This is a genomic window from Stenotrophomonas sp. GD04145 (assembly GCF_029835135.1).
GTDB classification, from domain to species: domain Bacteria; phylum Pseudomonadota; class Gammaproteobacteria; order Xanthomonadales; family Xanthomonadaceae; genus Stenotrophomonas; species Stenotrophomonas maltophilia_P.
On record NZ_JAODZG010000017.1, the window covers coordinates 35,115 to 54,578 of the forward strand.

Genomic DNA, 19,464 nt, shown 5'->3' on the forward strand with positions numbered 1-19,464 from the left:
CGCTGAGTGTGGTCGCCCGATCGGCCAGGTCACGAGATGGTCCTCCGTTCTGCGGCGCATGTCAGTCGGGAAACTACCTGTCTTCACTCCGCATTTTTCCGTGTACTGCGCATCCATACCCATCTGAGGGGCATGCTGGGCTTTCCCGCTCGGCCGGTATCGCGCGAACAATGGCTTGCGCAAAGCGAGCGGAATCTGCGGAGTACGATGCTACTCGGGGAGTGGTGCAGCGGTGCCCTGCGTGGCAGAACCGCGCTACCCGCGGTGTCGCAGCAGCAATTGTGTCATCAGCGCCCGCAGCGCCGGCGGCTTCACCGGCTTGGCCATCATGCCCCAGCCACGTTCGGCCGCCATTTCGCGCAGTCCTGCGTCGCGCTCGGCGGTCACCAGCACCACCGGCGGCCGTGCCTGCCAGTGCTCGGCCAGCACTTCGTACAGTACCGGCCCGTGATGGTCGCCCATGCGAACGTCCAGCAGCACCAGTTCCGGCACGGATTCCACGCCGGCCAGCTGCAGCGCGGCCTGGGGGCCATCGGCCAGGACCACCTCGCATCCCCAGCGCTCCAACAGGGCACGGCTGGCTGCGCAGACATGCGGATCATCATCGATCACCCACACGCGGCGGCCGCGCAGCGGATTGTCCGCCGCCGGTTCCTGTGCCAGCGCCGGTGCCTGCGCAACGGCGGGAATCGCGCTGGCATCGCCAAGAGGTACGCCCACTGCGAACACGCTGCCTCGCCCCAGCTGCGAGCGCAGGCGGATCGGATGGCCAAGCAGGCGGCCGATACGGTCGACGATCGCCAAGCCCAGGCCGGCGCCGCGCTGGTGACCATCGTGCAGGCGGCGGAATTCCTCGAAGATTTCACCCTGCAGCGCATCAGGAATGCCGGGGCCCTGGTCATGCACTTCAATCCACAACTGGTCTCCGCGCCGGCGGCAGCCGAGCAGCACCCGGCCACGCTCGCTGTAGCGCAGTGCGTTGGACAGGAAATTCTGCAGGATGCGGCGCAGCAGTGCTTCGTCGCTGACCACCACCGCGCGGGTATCCACCCAGTCCACGACCAGCCCGCGTGTCTGCGCGGCGATGCCGAACTCGCGTGCCAGCGTCTGCAGCAGCGGGCCCAGCCGGAACGCATGCACGCGCGTGGGCAGGCTGCCTGACTCCAGTCGCGCGATGTCGAGCAGGCTGTTGAGGATGGCATCCTGCGCGGCCAGTGCGGCATCGATGTGGTCGGTGGTCTGCTGCTGCGCCGGGTCGGTCAGCTTGCCGCGCAGCACGGAGACGAACATGCGCGCGGCGTTCAACGGTTGCAGCAGGTCGTGCACCGCGGATGCGACGAAACGGGTCTTGTAGCGGTTGGCCTGTTCGGCTTCGCGGCGGGCCTCGTCGAGGTCATGGGTGCGCTCGGCCACGCGGTGTTCCAGCGCATCGGCCAGTGACCGCAGTTCGCGTGCAGCGTTCTTGTAGCTGGTGATGTCGGCGTAGCTGGTGACGAAGCCGCCATCAGGCAGCGGATTGCCACGGATCTCCAGAACGGTGCCATCGTCCTTTTCGCTCTCGCGCATGTGCGGGCGGCCACTGCGCAGGTGGTTCAGGCGACGCTCGATGGCCTCGTCGATCGGCCCCGGCCCGAGCAGGCCGCGGCGTGCGTTGTAGCGGAACAGCTCTTCGATGGGCCGGCCGACACGGACCAGCCCCGGCGGGAAGCGGAACAGTTCCAGATAGCGCGAATTCCAGGCGACCAGGCGCTGTTCGCGATCAATGATCACCACGCCCTGCGGCAGGTGCTCCAGGCTGCGGCTCAGGCCGCTGTCGGCATCGGTGGCAGCCTGCAGCAATCCGTCCTGGGCGGTGCGCAGTTCCTGTGCATGCTGCTTGAGCAGGGTTTCCAGTTCGCTGCGGCTGCGCTGGCGGTGCCGGGCCAGGCGTCGGCGCTGCTGCACGAACAGCAGCAGGAACCCCAGCGCCAGCCACGCAGCGGCGCCGGCCAGGGCGGCACCGCGTCCGGCGCTGGTGGCGGCACTGGCATCGTGCAGCAGATGCAGGTTCCAGTGTTCGTCGGGCAGCGCCAGGCTCTGCCACAGCATCGCCTGCGGCAGCACCGGGTCGAGCAGGCGCACCATGCGGCCACCATCGGCCAGCACATCCTCGGTACGCACCCGCAGGGGCTGCAACGAGCGGTCGGCATACTGGCGGGCATCAAGCATCTCGCGGCGCTCGTCCGCGCCCAGCGGCCGCAGCAGGCGGTAGCGCCAGGCATCGCGGTTGGACAGGAACACCACGTCATGGTTGTCGCTGGCCAGCACCACGTCCGGGCTGTTCAGCCACTCCTGTTCCAGCGCCGACAGCTCGATCTTGATCACGATCACGCCGATGCGCTGGCCGCGGTCGTCGACGATCGCCTCGGACATGAAATAGCCGGGCACGCCGGTGGTCATGCCGATGCCGTAGAAGCGGCCGCGGCCGTGGGCCAGGGCCTGCTGGTAGTAGGGCCGGTAGCTGTAGTCCTCGCCGACGTTGGTGGTCGGCTGGTCCCAGTTGCTGGCCGCGACCGCGACGCCATCGCGGCCGACCAGGGTCAGGGTGGAGGTTCGGGTGACCTGGTTGGCGCGCTGCAGTTTCAGGTTCAGCTGCTGGCGCTCGGCGGGCGAGGGCGGCGTGCGCAGTACGCGCAGCAGGTCCGGGTCCAGTGCCATCACCTGCGGCAGGGTGCCGAAGCGGTCGATACGCTGCTGCAGGCCCTGGCCGTACAGCTGCAGCTGGCGCTGGACCTGCGTGCTCTCGGCAGCCAGGGCGCTGCGCCACGCGTAGTGGCCCGCCGCGATCGCGCACAGCACGGTGCCTCCGGCCAGCGCGAGGAGGGTCAGCAGCAGCATCCTGTGGCGGCCGAGCCAGTACATGGCGGCAGTCTACGCAGTGAGGGCGGGCATGACGTGCATGCCCGCCGGATTCCGCACCGTGGCGCGGATCAGAAGTGCATCTGTGCGCGCAGTTCGAAGATCTCCGGGGTGCTGTGCACACCGCGGCGGCTGGCATCGACCTTGACGTAGTTGGCCTGGAACTTGAAATGGCTGGTCAGGTACCAGTTCGCGCCCAGGGTCAGGTCGTGCTGACGCCCCCCCAGGATGCTGCCGTCGTCCAGATCCAGGCGGCTGTAGCGTGCCACCAGCTCGACCGCGCCGTAGTCGTGGGCGGGCTTGATGTTGGCCACGGCGCCGGCGTTGTACGGACGGGACTCGCCGGTCAGCACCCAGCTGGCCATCGCGTACTGGCCGTGGCCGGTGTAGTCGGGCTTGCCGTCGTTGCGGGTGACAGTGGCCTGCAGCGCTTCGGCCTGCAGCGAGAAGGGGCCACGGATCCAGATGCCTTCCAGGCCGGTGCGGCGGATCTGGTCGGCGGTCACCAGCGCGCCGGAATCCACGTAGCGGATGTCGGTCAGGCCGGCTTCCGGGCGCGCGCGCAACCGTGCGCTGGCCTCGTGATGGACGTCACGGCCATCGCGGTAGCCGCGCGGGTTTTCCTGCGAGTAGGCCAGGCCCAGGTGGATCACATCGCCAGGCGCCTTCACCGGCGTCCACACCGCACGTACCGCCTGCGTGGTGCCGGGGTTGTCGCCCTGCAGGTCCTTGCCGCCGTAGGCACCGGCCTGCAGCAGGTACTGCGGGCGCTCCAGCACCCATTCCACACCGGTGCGGCGGCCGGCGTAGAACGCCTGCACCGGCAGCGCTGTCTCCAGGAAGCTACCGGCGCGCGAGGAGGTGTTGGCATCCAGGCCGACCGGCGTCTTCATGTAGCCGAAGCGGAAGCGGCCGATGTCGCGGCCCACGAAGGCCTTGCTCTCCAGGCGCAGGAACACGTCCAGCCAGGTGTCGGCCTGGAAGTCGTAGTACACCATCGCGTCGTACACGCCCTTCTTCTTCAGCGTGGCGCCGAATTCCTTGCGGCGCACGGCATCGTCATCGTCCAGGCCACTGCCGGAGGAGAAATCGTTGTAGTCGTAGGCGATGTTGGCGGTGGCCGCCAGCTCGGTGCCGTCGCCGAACGCGTACTTGGTCGGCCAGTTGTCGAAATCAGCAGCGGACGCGAAGGCGGGCAGGGCGGCCAGCGACAGGGCCAGCAGGGTGGGAATGGGGCGCATGTTGGGTGCGGCTCTCTCGGATTGCGTAGGGTCAGGACAACAACGGCCGCCAGGGCCGGAACTTGGGCAGGGACGCCACGGGCCGTTCAGCCCGCGCCACCGGCCTCCCGGCGCGGTGCGATGCCGGGCCAGTTTAGGGGTCCCGGCCACCTGAACCGGGGGGCTAGTACCAATAGGTTATCTGCGTTGGCGTGCCCGGCGCGTACAAAGGCGTCCATTGGTCGCCACCCTGCGCGTGGAGCGAGGGGGCGGTGACCAGCTTCCACGGTATCGGCTCCCATGCAGTTCCGGGGCCGTACGTGCCTGAAAACGCCCTTCCCCGGAGTCCGCCATGCACATCCCGACCGCTGCCCCGGCGCCTGCAAAGCCGTTGCCGATCTACCGCCAGCTGTACTTCCAGGTGATCGTGGCGATCGTCCTGGGCGCCATCCTCGGCCATTACGAACCCCTGATCGGCGAGAAGATGAAGCCGCTCGGCGATGCCTTCATCAACCTGGTGAAGATGATCATCGCGCCGGTGATCTTCCTGACCATCGTCACCGGCATTGCCGGCATGACCCATCTGCGCACGGTCGGCCGCGTGTTCGCCAAGGCCATGGCCTACTTCCTGTTCTTCTCCACGCTGGCGCTGGTCGTGGGCATGATCGTGGCCCACGTGGTACAGCCTGGCGCGGGCATGAACATCAACCCGGCCGAGCTGGACCAGACCGCGGTGCACAGCTACGTCGAGAAGTCGCATGACCTGACCCTGGTCGGCTTCCTGATGGATGTCATCCCGAAGACGCTGATCAGCGCCTTCGTGGACGGCAACATCCTGCAGGTGCTGTTCGTGGCCGTGCTGTTCGGCATCGCGCTGGCGTCGGTCGGCGAGAAGGGCAAGCCGATCCAGAACTTCCTCGAAGCGCTGGTGGCTCCGGTGTTCAAGCTGGTGCACATGCTGATGAAGGCTGCTCCGATCGGTGCCTTCGGCGCGATCGCCTTCACCATCGGCAAGTACGGCGTGGGGTCGTTGATCAACCTGGCCTGGCTGGTCGGTTCGTTCTACATCACCGCCTTCCTGTTCGTGGCGGTCATCCTGGGCGTGGTCTGCCGCCTGTGCGGGTTCTCGGTGTTCAAGCTGGCGCGCTACCTGAAGGCCGAACTGCTGCTGGTGCTGGGTACCTCTTCGTCCGAGTCGGCGCTGCCGTCGCTGATGGAGAAGATGGAGCGGGCCGGCTGCAGCAAGTCGGTGGTGGGCCTGGTGGTCCCCACCGGCTACTCGTTCAACCTGGACGGCACCAACATCTACATGACCCTGGCGGCGCTGTTCATCGCCCAGGCCACCAACACCGAACTGACCCTGGGCCACCAGATCGCGCTGCTGCTGGTCGCCATGCTCAGCTCCAAGGGCGCGGCCGGCGTCACCGGTGCCGGCTTCATCACCCTGGCGGCCACCCTGGCCGTGGTGCCGGAAGTGCCCGTGGCCGGCATGGCGCTGATCCTCGGCGTGGACCGCTTCATGAGCGAATGCCGCTCGCTGACCAACTTCATCGGCAATGCCGTGGCCACGGTGGTGGTCTCGCGCTGGGAAGGCGCACTGGACCGTGACCGCCTGAAGCTGGCGCTGGATGGTCGCGAAAGCGAACTGCCGCCGCCGGTCGATGCCGTGCCGGAGGCACTGCCCGCCAAGGGCTGATCCAGGTGTGTAGTACCGCGGGGCCGGTCACGTGAGTGGTGCGGCCCCGCGGCGTTTCAAGGCGTCCCATGGCTGTCATGGGCAGCGCCGAAGCTGGTGGCTCCAGGTTGTCGCATACGCCAGGGAATTGTGCGGTCGCAGCATGCCTGCGACAGGATAGCGACAGGTCCGGGCGCCCCAACGGGGGTATGATCCCCTGTCCCTCTTGCCCATTCATGTATCCAACGTCGATGTCCAACGAAGATTTCAAACAGGCCGCCCTCGATTACCACCGGATGTCCCCGCCGGGCAAGATCAAGGTCTCCGCGACCAAGCCGATGCTGACCCAGCGCGACCTGTCGCTGGCGTACTCGCCGGGCGTGGCGTACGCCTGTGAAGCAATCAAGGCCGACCCGCAGCAGGCCAGCGAGCTGACCGCCCGCGGCAACCTGGTGGCGGTGATCTCCAACGGCACCGCGGTGCTGGGCCTGGGCAACATCGGCGCACTGGCCGGCAAGCCGGTGATGGAAGGCAAGGGCGTGCTGTTCCAGAAGTTCGCCGGCATCGATGTGTTCGACATCGAAGTGGACGAAACCGATCCGGACAAGCTGGTCGACATCATCGCCTCGCTGGAGCCGACCTTCGGCGGCATCAACCTGGAAGACATCAAGGCGCCGGAATGCTTCGTGGTCGAGCGCAAGCTGCGCGAGCGCATGAAGATCCCGGTGTTCCATGACGACCAGCACGGTACGGCGATCATCGTCGGCGCGGCGGTGCTGAACGCCATGGCGATCACCGGCAAGAAGATCGAGGAGGTGAAGCTGGCGACCACGGGCATGGGCGCGGCGGGCGTTTCCTGCGTCAACATGCTGGTGCAGCTGGGCCTGAAGCCGGAGAACATCCTGGCGTTCGACCGCGAGGGCGTGATCCACACCGGTCGTACCGATCTGGACCCGGAAAAGCAGCGTTACGCACGCGACACCGACAAGCGCACCCTGGCCGAGATCGTCGACGGCGCGGATATCTTCCTGGGCCTGTCGGCACCCGGCATCCTCACCGCCGAAATGGTCAAGACCATGGCGCCGGACCCGGTGATCTTCGCACTGGCCAATCCGACCCCGGAAATCATGCCGGAAGTGGCGCGTGCGGCGCGTCCGGACGCGATCATCGGCACCGGCCGTTCGGATTACCCGAACCAGGTCAACAACGTGCTGTGCTTCCCGTACCTGTTCCGCGGTGCGCTGGACGTGGGCGCCACCGCGATCAACGAGGAAATGAAGATCGCCTGCGTGCGCGCCATCGCCGCACTGGCACGCCGCGCCGCGACCGACATGGGCTCGGCCTACGGCGGTGAAACCCCGAGCTTCGGCCGCGAGTACCTGATCCCGCGCCCGTTCGATCGCCGCCTGCTGGTGGAGCTGTCCGCTGCCGTGGCCCAGGCCGCGATGGACTCGGGGGTGGCCGCCCGGCCGATCGCCGACATGGGCGCCTACCGTGACAAGCTGGCCCAGTTCGTCTACCGCACCAGCCTGATGATGAAGCCGGTGTACGACCGTGCACGCACCGACAAGCAGCGCGTGGTCTACGCCGAAGGCGAAGAGGAAGTGGTGCTGCAGGCGGTGCAGAACGTGGTCGATGAAGGGCTCGCACATCCGATCCTGATCGGCCGGCCGGACGTGATCGAAGCGCGCATCGAGCGCCTGGGCCTGCGCCTGAAGGCCGGTGAGCACTTCGAGATCACCAACATCAATGACGATCCGCGCTTCAACGAATACTGGCAGTACTACCACGGGCTGACCGGTCGTCGCGGCGTCACCGTGGCGGCGGCGAAGAACCTGATGCGTTCGCGGCCGACCCTGATCGCCGCGGTGATGGTCGCGCGTGGCGAAGCCGATGCAATGCTGACCGGCATCGTCGGCCGTTTCCACAAGAAGCTGGGTTATGTCCGCAGCGTGCTGCCACTGGAGCCGAAGGTCACCTCGACCTCGGCGATGACCGGCGTCATCAACCAGCAGGGCGTGTTCTTCTTCGTCGACACGCACGTGCAGGAAGATCCCAGTGCCGAGCAGATCTGCGAGGCGACCCTGCAGGCTGCGTACCGCATGAAACTGTTCGGCATCGAACCGAAGGTGGCGCTGCTGTCGCACTCCAATTTCGGCAGCCACGATTCCAAGGACGCGCTGAAGATGCGCCAGGTCCGCGAGCTGCTGCTCAAGCGCAATCCGCGCCTGAACGTGGACGGCGAGATGCAGGGCGATACCGCCTGGGACGAGGCGCTGCGCCAGAAACTGCTGCCGGGTTCCACCCTGCAGGGTCGCGCCAACCTGTTCGTGCTGCCCAATCTGGAAGCGGCCAACATCGCCTACAACCTGGTGCGTGTATTCACCGATGGCGTGGCGATCGGCCCGATCCTGATGGGCGTGAACAAGCCGGTGCACATCCTGACCACCAGCGCGACCTCGCGCCGCATCCTGAACATGACCGCCATCGCTGCGGTCGATGCGCAGATCCGCAAGCAGCTGGAAGCGGAAAAGAAGGCGTAATCCTTCGTCACCGCGATCGGTAGCGCCGGGCCATGCCCGGCGAGCGCGCAGCGCGGCAAATCAGGCATTCCGCCGGGCATGGCCCGGCGCAACCGCTCAGCGCTTGCCGCCTCGTGCCGGTGCCGGCGGCGGGGCATCCGAACGCGGCTTGGCGTACTCGGCCCATAGCGCCGGCAGGCCCTTGCCGGTGTGCTGCTGCCACAGCGCCAGGGTGTACTGGCCGTTGCGCAGGGCCTTGTCCAGCGCCAGCACCAGGCCGGGGTGTCCAGCTTCGGCCCATTTCAGGAAGGCCCCGGTTACCCGGTAGCCGCTTTCCACGCTCTGGCCCTTGCCCACTTTTTCCGGCAGCGCCCAGCCCGCTGCGGCATTGTCCGTGCCGTAGCGGTCGCGGGCGTAGTCGGCGATGCCTTCCACCAGCCAGCCCGGTACCCGCGTGTCGCCGTAGCTCGGGTAGCCCTGCACGATGTGCATCGCCTCGTGGGTCACCAGGTCGATGTCATCGGGGTGCTTCACCAGCCAGCCCGGGTTGATGGTGATGGTGCTCGCCTTGTCCTTCTCGCCCACGTAGGCGACGCCGTCGTAGGCCGGATCGATCACGATGTGCACCTCGGCCGGTGCCGCCGGGTGGAAGTCCGCCCGTTCGCGCAGGTAGGCGGAATAGAACGTATCGACGATGCGCTGGCGTGCCGGTGCGGCCAGCGCACCGGTCGCATCCTGGTAGTGCAACGTGATGCCTTCGCGGGTGAACTGGCCATCCAAGGCCCGGGGCTGCGACGGCTGGGCCAGCGCAATGCCGGGCAGGGTGAATGCAGCAAGTGCAAGGGTCAGCAGGCGAATGCGCATGGGGTCACCGTACAGTGGAGGGGGACAGCAGTTCGATCTCAGCCAGCTGCAGGCGTCCCGGCGCAGTTACGCGCAGGCGGTACTCGGCATAGCGTGAGGGCGAGGCGATGCGGAACGGACGGGTCTGCCGCGCAGCACTGAAGTCTTCGCCACGCCGCTGGTCCAGCGTGGTCCAGCGGTCGTCGCCGTTACGGGCTTCCAGGGTCCATCCGGCCCCCCGGATCGGCCCTTCGCCGCTGGTCAGCGTATACATCGTCGGCGCGCCGTCACCCACGGCGCTCAGCATGAGGGTGGCACCCGCGCCCAGCGGAACGGCCGTGGTCGCATCGTCGTCCAACAGCGCGGGCACGGCGCGGCCATCGGCCAGCGCAGCGCGCGTGCTGCTGCCCAGCAGATCGTGCAGCATCTGCGGTCGCTGGCCCGGTGCGGTCAGCGAACGGGGCACGTCGTCGGCGCCTGTGCCCCAGCGCGAAGGCTGCGGGCCCATCTCGAAGTCCAGCGTCGCGCCCTTGGCGATCACCTCGTGCGGTACCCAGGTCCGGGTCCATGGCGTTCCGTTGATCTTCAGCGACTGGACGTAGACGTTCTCCGCGGAGTTCTGCGGCGCGTTGACGGTCAGCACCGCGCCACCCTGCAGTTCCACCCGGGCGTGCCTGAATGCCGGGGAGCCGATCACGTATTCCGGCGCGCCCATCCGCAGTGGATACAGGCCCAGCGAAGCCAGCACGTACCATGCAGAGGTCTCGCCATTGTCCTCATCGCCCGGATAGCCCTGGCCGATCTCGCTGCCCACGTACAGCCGCGACAGGATCTCGCGCACGTGCTGCTGGGTCTTCCAGGGCTGCCCGGCGTACAGATACATCCACGGGATATGGTGCGCCGGCTGGTTGCTGTGCGCGTACATGCCCATGCGCACGTCGCGCGCTTCGGTCATCTCATGGATGATGCCGCCGTAGGAGCCTGCAAACGCTGCATCGGCGGTCTCCGGCGTGGCAAAGAAGGCATCGAGCTTGGCGGCCAGCCTGTCGCGGCCACCGTACAGCGCGGCCAGGCCCTCGCCATCGTGCGCGGCGGTGAAGGCGAACGTCCAGCCGTTGGATTCGGTGTAGTCGTGGCCCCACACGCGCGGATCGTAGTCCTTGGCGTCCACGCGCCAGCTGCCGTCCGCCTTGCGGCCCTGGAAGAAGCCGGCGGCAGGGTCGAACAGGGTCGCGTAGCCGGCAGCGCGGTAGCGGAAGTAGTCGGCTTCGGTGCTGTAGCGCTCGCGCTGCGCGGCGGTGGTCGCGCGCTTGGCCAGTGCCTCGGCCATGTTGGCGATGCCGAAGTCGTTCAGCGCGCCTTCCATCGTCCATGACATGCCTTCATGCACGTCGGCACTGGCATAGCCGCGGAACGTCGAGCGGTCCATGCCCTTGCGCCCTACATGGCGATCGGGCGGTACCACGGTGGCATTCTTCAGCGCCGCGGCATAGGCCTCGGCGGGATCGAAACCGCCGACGCCCTTCAGCCATGCGTCGGCGAAGGCCACGTCGGAACTGGTGCCGACCATCAGGTCCGCGTAGCCCGGCGATGACCAGCGGGCGATCCAGCCGCCCGCGCGGTACTGCTCGATGAAACCCTGCACGAGCTGGCCGGCGTCCTCCGGCGTGAACAGTGCGTACGCCGGCCACGTCGTGCGGAACGTATCCCAGAAGCCATTGTTGACGAACACCCGGCCATCGCGCACGCCACTGAAGGTGCGACTGTCACTGCCATCGGTGTTGTTCTCGCTGGCGCTGGCCTGGTTGGCGTAACGCCACTCGGGGGCGGCAGCGCTGCCGACGTTTTCGTGGCCGGAGTTGGGATACAGGTACAACCGGTAGAGGCTGGAGTACAGCGTGGTTTTCTGGTCGTCCGTGGCATCGCCGATATCGAAGCGGGCCAGGCGCGCATCCCAGGCATCCTGGGCGCGGCCGGCCACGCTTTCCAGCGTATCCGTGGCGGAAATCTCCAGAGCAAGGTTGTGCCGCGCCTGTTCGAGCGAGATCAGCGAGGTGGCAATGCGCATGGTGACGCGGCGATCGCTGCCGGCATCGAACTTGATGTAGCCGGTCGGGCGGCCGCTGTCGATGCGTCCGCTGCTGCGCCAGGGCCGGTCGAAGCGGGCCACCACGAACATGCGGCCGGCACCGTTGGACAGGCCGCTGCGCGTGTCGGTGTAGCCGGACAGTGTCTGGGTGGCCGCATCCAGTGTCAGCCCGCCGCGTGCGTCCACATTGTCGAACAGCAGGTTGGCATCACCTTCCGCAGGGAAATCGAAGCGGAAGACCGCGGCGTGGTCCGTCGGCGCGATGGAGGCGGCGATGCCGTTGTCGAAGCGCACGTCGTAGCGGTAGGGGCGCGCGTTCTCGTGCGTGCGGTCGAAGGACAGTGCCCGCTTGCTGCGGTCGGCCTCGGGCACACCGCGGCTGGCCGATGGCATCACCTGGAAGGTCTGGCGGTCGCCCATCCAGGGACTGGGCTGGTGACTCAGCGCGAGCGCCTGCAGCTGCGGGCGGTTGTTCGCATCGTTCTGCTCGTTCCAGCGGTACAGCCAGTTCAGTGCACCGGCATCGGTCACCGGGGTCCAGAAGTTGAAGCCGTGCGGCATCGCCGTGGCCGGGAAATTGTTGCCGCGCGAGAACGTGCCGTTGGCCTGCGTACCGCGGGTGGTCAGCACCCAGTCCGAGACCCGCTGCGGCACCTGCCGCGGCTGCGCATCCAGGCGCACGTCATCGATCCAGCCGGACACCGGCGCACCGTCGGCGCTGGCCACTTCCAGCTCGATGGCGACCACCCGGCGGCCGCGCAGCGCAGGCACATCGCCCAGGCGTACGGCCTTGCGCGCCCACTGCTGCGGATACAGCGTTTTCGAATCGCCCTGCGCACGCGCGCCCACGGCGATGCCGTGCTGATCACGCGCGGAGCTGGCCGATACGCGGCTGCCATCGTCCAGGCGCAGGTCCAGCGAGACGTAGGTGGAGGCCACCGTGTCCTTGTCGACGATCTCCGGCAGCACCAGCCAGGACAGGGTGGTGTCGGCGTCGATGGTCAGGTCCGTGCTGAACAGGTCGCGCCGCGCCGCGCCGCCGTCGGCCTGGTAGTGCAGCGCGCGCAGGCCGCTGTAGCCGGCGTTGCGCTTGGCCGCATACGGCGCCGCCGGACCGGTGCCGATCTGCACCTGCAGCGCGCCGCCGGCCTTGGCCGGTGCGGGCTCACCTGCTTCGAACGAGGTCTGCAGGCCCTGTGCCATTGCGGGCAGGGCGGGCGTGGCGCAGGCCAGGGCCAGGGCGAGCGGAAGCAGGGCGCGGCGCGGATCGGACAGGGTCATGCAGGGTCTCCCGGAAGGGCAGGCGGCAGGCAGGACCCGCATCGGCACGTACCACGGCCAGCATCGCGCCCGCCGCCCAAGGGCGGTGGAAAGGAGCGATGCCGGTCCGGTGGGGGCGGGCCATGCGATCGGGTCGTCGGAGTGGCCCCGATCCTGCCTCAGTGCGTTGCCCCTGACAAGGGTAATTAGTTCGATCCAAATACGGGAAAAACGTTTCATTTCAAATTATTGACAGAGTGGATTGGATCGATTTAAAAGTGGCCGGGGTCCATGCGGCGTCCTTCCCGTCCCGATCCCAACCCTTCCATCTGTCCCGGAACACCCTGCATGCCCTGATCCGGGCGGGCGGCCTGCGCTTGCTGCTGCTGCCCGTCACCACCGTCCATCCACGACCCTCCCGTCCGTCCCCCACCGGCAGGACCGTCATCCGTCTCTGGAGAGCGCTTGATGAAACCGAGGTTGCTGTCGTTGTTGATGTCTTCGCTGCTGCTGTCGCCGCTGGCCGTGCAGGCCCAGTCCTCCAACGCAGGGGAGGGCGCCGATCCGCCGCGTACGCGCGACCTGGATGCGGTCACGGTGACCGGGTCGCTCATTCCGCGCGCGCAGGTGGAGGGCCCCTCACCGGTGACGACCATCACCGCCGAGCAGATCCAGGCGCAGGGTTTCACCACGGTGTTCGATGCGCTGCGCTCGCTGCCGGTCTCCAATGGGTCGGTGCAGGATTCCCAGGGAACCGGCTTCTACACTCCGGGCGCCAAGACCATCAGCCTGTTCGGTCTGGACCCCAGCTACACCCTTACCCTCATCAACGGGCGGCCGATCAACAGCTATCCGCTGGCCTACAACGGCAACACCAGCATCGCCGATATTGCCAACATCCCGCTGGGCATGGTCGAACGCATCGATGTGCTCACCGGTGGCCAGTCCTCGGTGTATGGCTCGTCGGCCGTGGCCGGCGTAGTCAACATCGTGCTGAAAGACCGCGTGGAAGGCACCCATCTGCGCTACCGCGTCGGTGGTTACAGCCAGGGCGGCGGTTCCAGCCAGCGCTTCAGCGCCAGCAGTGGACAGACCTTCGGCAACCTCGATATCAGCTACGGGCTGGAATACACCAACCAGAAGGCGATCTACGCCTTCGACCGCAGCCGCATCGACAGCGTCAACGACAACCCGACCGGGCCGCAGGATCCATCGCGCAGCTTCCTGCGCATGCGCCAGGGGCCCAACGCCTACATCGACCCGGGCGCGGCCACCTGCGCGCCGCTGTCGAATCTGTTCGGTGGCAGCACCGTGTACGCGCACCGCGACATTTCCGGCGGTGGCTACTACTGCGGCACCCCCGACAACGTCGGCACCGCGTCGCTGTACAACGCCAGCCAGGACGTCAACGCGACCACCTTCCTGCGCTATCACCTCAGCCCGGATACCGAGTTGTACTCGGACATCCTGTTCGGCTTCAGCCGGCCGACCTACAGCGGTGGCAGCCCGTTCTGGAACAAGACCTTCTACAACCGCACCAGCGGCCAGTACGAGCAGTGGCAGCGCATCTACGCGCCCGAGGAAGTCGGCCTGGATGCCAAGGACCAGCGCGTCTACACGCGATCGCTGAACGTCACCGCCGGCGTGCGTGGCGTGCTGGGCAGCTTCGACTACGACGTCTACGTCAACCGTTCCAGCACCGATGTCACCCGCAAATCCACCGACTTCCTCGCCCGGAACGGCGTGGACGATTACTACCTGGGGCCGATGCTGGGCATGCAGGATGGCTACGAGGTCTACGCACCGGACCTGTCGCGCCTGTACCAGCCGATCACCCGTGACCAGTACGACAGCTTCAGCGGCCTCAACCGTGCTGCATCCAGCGCGTCGCGCACAGCAGTGACGGCACTGCTGACCCATCGTTCGCTGTTCACCCTGCCGGCCGGCGACGTCGGTTTCGCGCTGATCGCCCAGGGCCAGCGCGAGAAGTTCTTCAACCAGTCGGCCGATCCCGATGCCGGTGTGCTGTTCCGCGGGCAGACCGCCGGCACCTCGGCGCAGGGCCAGCGGGATCTGTACGCGCTGGGTGCGGAACTGCAGGTGCCGATCATCGATACCTTCAGCGCCAATCTGTCCGGCCGCTACGACAAGTACGCCCTGCAGGGCGGTGGCGGCAACGGCAAGGCCACCTGGAAGCTTGGCCTGGAATACCGGCCGATCGAATCGCTGCTGCTGCGTGGCAGCTACGCCACTGCGTTCCGTTCGCCGGACATGTTCTATCTGTTCTCCCGCGAGAGCAGCGGCTATACCACCAACACCGACCTCTACCAGTGCCGCCAGGCCGGTTACACCTCCGACAACTTCGATGACTGCGAGCAGTCCGGATTGGCGGTGTTGTCTTCCAGTACCGGCAACCGCGATCTGAAGGACATCACTGCACGCACGTTCACCTATGGTGCGGTGTGGTCGACACTGGACAACGCGCTGACGTTGTCGGTGGACTACAACTCGGTGGTGATCGAGAACGAAGTGCGCATCCTCGGCACCGACAGCATCCTTGACACCGAGGCCAACTGCCGGCTGGGCGTATCGGAGAACGGGCAGACCCGCTTCGACATCACCTCGCCCACCTGCCAGCAGGTCCTGGGCCAGGTGCAGCGCAAGCCGGCCACCGATCCGCTCAACCCCAACGGTGTGGACAAGGTGTTCTCCTACCCGATCAACATCGCCAGCCAACGCCAGACCGGTGTGCAGGCAGCGCTGGACTATCGCTGGGGTACGTCGTCGGTGGGAGATTTCACGGTCAATGCGGGCTACTACCGCCCGCTCAAGCACACCACCCAGGACAAGGAAGGCGATCCGGTCTACGACCAGTTGTGCTGCGGCAATTCCAATGAACTGCAGTACCGGGCCACGCTGGGCGTGAACTGGAAGCGCGGGCCGTTCAGCGCCAGCGCGTTCGGCGTGCGCAACGCACCCACCTGGGACAGCCGTGGCGAGCAGCGCAACATCGGCCCATGGACCACCTGGAACGCCACGGTCGGCTACCGCATCAATGACCTGGCCAGCCTGCTGCTGACGGTCAACAACCTGACCGACGAGATGCCGCCGATCGACCGCAGCAACGGCAACTGGCCGTACTACGACCAGGGCATCTACAACGCCTATGGCCGCTCGGCCTTCCTGGAGCTGTCGCTGGACTTCCAGTAGGCCGGGCGCTGGCAGGTCCCGGCTGTCAGGGGGCGGGGGCCAGGAAAGGACAGGGGCGGCCGGGTCGCCGCCCCAGGTGCTAGAATCGCAGGCCTCGCAATCCGTTCATCGACATCCGCCATGAGCCATACCGCCACCGCGCCCGCCAACGCCGAGAAGCGCTACACCGTGCACCGCAGCGACCTGCCGCTGAGCTGCCCGACCCCGGAGATGGCGCTGTGGAACTCGCATCCGCGGGTCTACCTGGCGATCGAAGACGAACCCAACGGTGAAGCGCAGTGCCCGTACTGCGGTTCCGTGTTCGTACTGGCTGACTGAACGGCCTTCACCGATGCGTCGACTGACCGTGGTGCAGTTGCTGCCGGCGCTGCACTCCGGCGGCGTCGAGCGCTCGACCCTGGAAATCGCGTCGGCACTGGTGGCAGCCGGCCATCGCGCGCTGGTGGTGTCTGCCGGTGGCCGCCTCGTTGAACCGCTGCTGGCCAGCGGTGCCGAGCATCTCACCCTCGATATCGGCCGCAAGTCGCTGCTGACCCTGCGTCATCTGCCGACCCTGCGTCGCCTGTTCGCCGAGGTCGGCGCCGATATCGTGCACGCCCGCTCGCGCCTGCCCGCGTGGCTGGGGCTGTATGCGATCCGGGCGATGCCGCAGGCGCAGCGGCCGCACTGGGTAACCACCGTGCACGGGCTGAACTCGCCCAGCCGCTACAGCGCGGTGATGACCAGCGGCGAGCGCGTGATCTGTGTCTCCAACAGCGTGCGCGAATACGTGCAGCGCCACTATCCGACCGTGCCGGAGGACCACCTGCGGGTGATCCCGCGTGGTGTCGATGTCAGTCAGTTCCCGCGGGTGGCGCGCGGTGATCGCCGGCCGCGCCTGTCGCTGGTGGCGGACTACCCGTGGCTGGCCGGGGTGGACGGGCCGCTGCTGCTGCTGCCGGGCCGTGGCACGCGCCTGAAGGGGCACGCGCACGCGCTGCAGCTGCTGGCCGACGTCCGCGCTGCCGGCGTGCCGGCGCAGCTGTGGATGCTGGGCACCGACGAGCCGGGGCGCGAAGCCTATGTGGCCGACCTGCGCCGCCAGGCCGCCACGCTCGGCATCGCAGACGCGGTCCACATCAGCACGCCGACCGCCCGCATTGCCCAGGCCTATGCCGCCAGCGATCTGGTGCTGCAGCTGTCCGACAAGCCCGAAGCCTTCGGCCGTACCGTGGTGGAAGCACTGTCGGTGGGCCGACCGGTGCTCGGCTGGAACCACGGTGGGGTGGGCGAACTGCTGCAGCAGCTCCAGCCCACCGGTGCGGTGCCGCTGGGAGATGCGCAGGCACTGGGTGAACGTGCGCTGGCCCTTCTGGCGCAGCCGCCATCGTTGCCGGGCCGTATCCCGTTTACCCTGCAGGCCATGCAGCGCGATACCCTCCGTCTCTATGCCGACCTCGCAGGCTGACACCGCAGCCGTCCTGCGCGATGAACGCGCCGGGCGCTGGGCGCCCTGGTGGGTGCTTGCCTACGTGGCGTTGTGGCCGCTGCCAGGCATCGCCGAGACCGTCCTGGGCCTGGGTGCAATCTATGCCGCAGTGCGCATGGTCATCCGCCGCCTGCAGCGCCGGCCGCATCTGCTGAGCCCGGCGGCCTGGGCGCTGACCTCGATCCTGTTCCTCGGCTACTGGTTGCCGCAGGCATTTTCCGCATTCGATGCGATCGACCCGTCGGCCTCGTGGACCAAGGCAGCAGCAGGCCTGCGCTACCTGCCCTTCATGTGGCTGGTAGCGATCGCGGTGGCCACGCCGGAGCGGCGCAGACTCACCCTGGGTGGACTGGCGGTGATCACCGGCGCCTGGACGCTGGATGCGCTGGTACAGGCGGTGGCCGGCACCAGCCCATGGTTCTGGTCGCTGGAGCAGCTCAAACTGGCAATCAGCGGGCGTGCGCTGTGCCCGGCCGATGAAGCGGCGTTGGCCGACCGGCTCAGTGGCGTACTGGGCCCGTGCAACCTGAAATTCGGCCAGGTGCTGGCCAGCCTGTCGCCGTTCCTGCTGCTGCCGCTGGCGCGCCGCTTCGGTGCTGCCGGCTGGCTGCTGGCCGCTGCGGCCCTCGGCAGTGTGTTGCTGCTGGCCGGCTCACGCGCCTCGTGGATCACCTTCGCGCTCGTGCTGGCCTACAGCGGCATGCGCCAGTTCGGCTGGAAGCGGCTGGCGCTGTTGGCGATGGTCGGGGTCCTGGGGGCCGGAGCCCTGGTTGCCAGCGTGCCGCAGCTGCGCGAGCGCGTGCTGCGCACGACGATGGCCTGGGAGGGGGGCGAGACGGGCGTCGACCAGGCGTTGTCCGGGCGTGCGCGGATCTGGAGCGCAGCGGCCTGCATGATCGAAGCACATCCGATCAACGGTGTCGGCGCGCGTGGCTTCCGCGATGCGTATCCCGCCTGCGTCGCAGGGGAGGGAACCGCGGTGTGGGGCGCGGAACCGGCCCTGCACGCGCACCAGATCGTGCTGGAGATCCTGGCCGAGACCGGCGTGCTGGGCCTGCTGTTGTGGCTGGCCGCCGTGGCACAGGCCTGGCGGGCGTGGCGCTTCGCACCGCCTGCGGCCCGCGAGCGGGCGCGGCCGGCGATGCTGGCGCTGGCGGTCACCGTGTTCCCGCTCAACACCCACCTGGCGTTCTACTCTGCGTTCTGGGGTGGGCTGACCGTGCTGCTGGCGGCGCTGTTTGCCGGCAGCCTGCTGGCGCGTGACGTGGATGAGCCCTCACGCGCGATGGAGACGGGCAGGTAATCCGGGCGGATCGAGGCGTGCCTGGGTCTACTTGTAGAAGTCGCTGCGCCCGCCGGGCTGGCGCTTGAAGCGGCGATGGATCCACAGGTACTGGTCAGGGGCTTCGCGCACCATCTCTTCGATCGCCTGGTTGACGCGCGCGGTATCGGCTTCCACATCCTCGCTCGGGAAGTTCTCCAGCGGCGCGCCGATCTTCAGGAAGTACTTCCCGCCTTCGCGGCGGTGGAAGTACGGAATGACTGCGCAACCGGTCATCCGCGCCAGCTGGTGGGTGGCGGTGATGGTGGCGGCGGTGTGGCCGAAGAACGGAACGAACACGGTGTCCTTGCCACGCATGTCCTGGTCGGGGGCATACCAGAGGAAGCCGCCCTTCTTCAGGTGGCGCACGGTGGCGCGGATGTCCTCGTTGGCGAACATCGCCTTGGCATAGCGCAGGCGGCCGAACTTCACCGCCCACTCGTACACTGGATTCTTGTGTTTGCGGTACATGCCGGACAGGTCGACGTAGTCGCACAGCAGGCGGCCGCACATCTCCAGGGTCATGAAGTGCCCGGACACCAGCAGCACGCCGCGACCCTCGGCCTGCATCTGCCGCAGGTGCTCCAGCCCTTCGATCTGCACCTGCGGGCGGATGCTGTCGATGCTGCCCCACCAGGCACGGATGCACTCGAACACGCCCACGCCCAGGGCATCGAAGCTGTCGCGAACCAACCGCTTGCGCCAGGCATCGTCCTTTTCCGGGAAACACAGTGCGAGATTGACCTCGGCTGCACGGCGACGGCTTCCGGCCAGGCGCCAGGCGATCGACCCCACCCCGCGACCGAGGGCGCGCTGCAGCATCCACGGCAGGCGGGCGATGGCGAAAGCGCCGTACATGGCGGCGAACATCGGCCAGTTGCGGGGATCGCGCAGTGACGGGCGGACGGCAGTGGAGGCATCGGACATGGCGCCATTCTAGCAATCCGGTTGCGTGTCT

General features: G+C 67.6%; 11 protein-coding genes. 6 read left to right on the plus strand and 5 right to left on the minus strand.

What is annotated here, in order from left to right:
* Window positions 1–255: 255 nt before the first annotated feature.
* Complete coding sequence (locus tag N7367_RS10805) at window positions 256–2,901, minus strand: PAS-domain containing protein (protein WP_279942373.1); 2,646 nt, start codon at window positions 2,899–2,901, stop codon at window positions 256–258.
* 68 nt (window positions 2,902–2,969) lie between these two features.
* Window positions 2,970–4,139, minus strand: a complete 1,170-nt coding sequence (locus tag N7367_RS10810) for a porin (protein WP_053517412.1) — start codon at window positions 4,137–4,139, stop codon at window positions 2,970–2,972.
* A gap of 331 nt (window positions 4,140–4,470) precedes the next feature.
* Here N7367_RS10810 and N7367_RS10815 point away from each other — a divergent pair, with 331 nt between their 5' ends.
* Window positions 4,471–5,814 carry a dicarboxylate/amino acid:cation symporter gene (locus tag N7367_RS10815; RefSeq protein WP_053517411.1) on the plus strand — a complete coding sequence of 448 codons (1,344 nt, stop codon included), beginning with the start codon at window positions 4,471–4,473 and terminating at the stop codon, window positions 5,812–5,814.
* Between the two features lie 230 nt (window positions 5,815–6,044).
* A complete protein-coding gene (locus tag N7367_RS10820) occupies window positions 6,045–8,336 on the plus strand; it encodes an NADP-dependent malic enzyme (RefSeq protein WP_065175119.1) in 2,292 nt (763 codons plus the stop codon).
* A 96-nt stretch (window positions 8,337–8,432) separates the two neighbouring features.
* Here N7367_RS10820 and N7367_RS10825 read toward each other — a convergent pair whose 3' ends face one another.
* Both N7367_RS10825 and N7367_RS10830 read right to left on the minus strand, forming a co-directional pair.
* On the minus strand, window positions 8,433–9,179 hold the full coding sequence (locus tag N7367_RS10825; protein ID WP_279942374.1) for a basic secretory protein-like protein: 747 nt from the start codon (window positions 9,177–9,179) through the stop codon (window positions 8,433–8,435).
* A 4-nt stretch (window positions 9,180–9,183) separates the two neighbouring features.
* Entirely contained in the window at window positions 9,184–12,528 is a 3,345-nt protein-coding gene (locus N7367_RS10830; protein WP_279942375.1) for a GH92 family glycosyl hydrolase, read from the minus strand.
* Between the two features lie 447 nt (window positions 12,529–12,975).
* Here N7367_RS10830 and N7367_RS10835 point away from each other — a divergent pair, with 447 nt between their 5' ends.
* From N7367_RS10835 to N7367_RS10850, 4 genes are all read left to right on the plus strand, one after another.
* Window positions 12,976–15,717 (plus strand): TonB-dependent receptor, encoded by a 2,742-nt coding sequence (locus N7367_RS10835; protein WP_080375260.1) that lies wholly within the window; start codon window positions 12,976–12,978, stop codon window positions 15,715–15,717.
* Window positions 15,718–15,837: 120 nt separating this feature from the next.
* Window positions 15,838–16,035 carry a zinc-finger domain-containing protein gene (locus N7367_RS10840; protein ID WP_053517405.1) on the plus strand — a complete coding sequence of 66 codons (198 nt, stop codon included), beginning with the start codon at window positions 15,838–15,840 and terminating at the stop codon, window positions 16,033–16,035.
* A 13-nt stretch (window positions 16,036–16,048) separates the two neighbouring features.
* On the plus strand, window positions 16,049–17,164 hold the full coding sequence (locus tag N7367_RS10845) for a glycosyltransferase (protein ID WP_065181722.1): 1,116 nt from the start codon (window positions 16,049–16,051) through the stop codon (window positions 17,162–17,164).
* The gene (locus N7367_RS10850) at window positions 17,145–18,488 is read left to right on the plus strand and encodes an O-antigen ligase family protein (protein ID WP_279942376.1); all 1,344 of its coding nucleotides are present in this window, start codon (window positions 17,145–17,147) and stop codon (window positions 18,486–18,488) included. Before N7367_RS10845 ends, N7367_RS10850 begins: the two co-directional genes overlap by 20 nt.
* Before the next feature lie 27 nt (window positions 18,489–18,515).
* On the opposite strand, the gene N7367_RS10855 is transcribed toward N7367_RS10850, so the two are convergent.
* Complete coding sequence (locus N7367_RS10855; protein WP_053517401.1) at window positions 18,516–19,433, minus strand: LpxL/LpxP family Kdo(2)-lipid IV(A) lauroyl/palmitoleoyl acyltransferase; 918 nt, start codon at window positions 19,431–19,433, stop codon at window positions 18,516–18,518.
* Between the last annotated feature and the right edge of the window lie 31 nt (window positions 19,434–19,464).

What these genes read in the sequence shown, in the direction of transcription:
- N7367_RS10835 (WP_080375260.1), top strand. Translation starts at nt 12,976, where the DNA reads ATGAAACCGAGGTTGCTGTCGTTGTTGATGTCTTCGCTGCTGCTGTCG.
- N7367_RS10850 (WP_279942376.1), top strand. Translation starts at nt 17,145, where the DNA reads ATGCCGACCTCGCAGGCTGACACCGCAGCCGTCCTGCGCGATGAACGC.
- N7367_RS10805 (WP_279942373.1), bottom strand. Translation starts at nt 2,901, where the DNA reads ATGTACTGGCTCGGCCGCCACAGGATGCTGCTGCTGACCCTCCTCGCG.
- N7367_RS10855 (WP_053517401.1), bottom strand. Translation starts at nt 19,433, where the DNA reads ATGTCCGATGCCTCCACTGCCGTCCGCCCGTCACTGCGCGATCCCCGC.
- N7367_RS10815 (WP_053517411.1), top strand. Translation starts at nt 4,471, where the DNA reads ATGCACATCCCGACCGCTGCCCCGGCGCCTGCAAAGCCGTTGCCGATC.
- N7367_RS10830 (WP_279942375.1), bottom strand. Translation starts at nt 12,528, where the DNA reads ATGACCCTGTCCGATCCGCGCCGCGCCCTGCTTCCGCTCGCCCTGGCC.
- N7367_RS10810 (WP_053517412.1), bottom strand. Translation starts at nt 4,139, where the DNA reads ATGCGCCCCATTCCCACCCTGCTGGCCCTGTCGCTGGCCGCCCTGCCC.
- N7367_RS10845 (WP_065181722.1), top strand. Translation starts at nt 16,049, where the DNA reads ATGCGTCGACTGACCGTGGTGCAGTTGCTGCCGGCGCTGCACTCCGGC.
- N7367_RS10820 (WP_065175119.1), top strand. Translation starts at nt 6,045, where the DNA reads ATGTCCAACGAAGATTTCAAACAGGCCGCCCTCGATTACCACCGGATG.
- N7367_RS10825 (WP_279942374.1), bottom strand. Translation starts at nt 9,179, where the DNA reads ATGCGCATTCGCCTGCTGACCCTTGCACTTGCTGCATTCACCCTGCCC.
- N7367_RS10840 (WP_053517405.1), top strand. Translation starts at nt 15,838, where the DNA reads ATGAGCCATACCGCCACCGCGCCCGCCAACGCCGAGAAGCGCTACACC.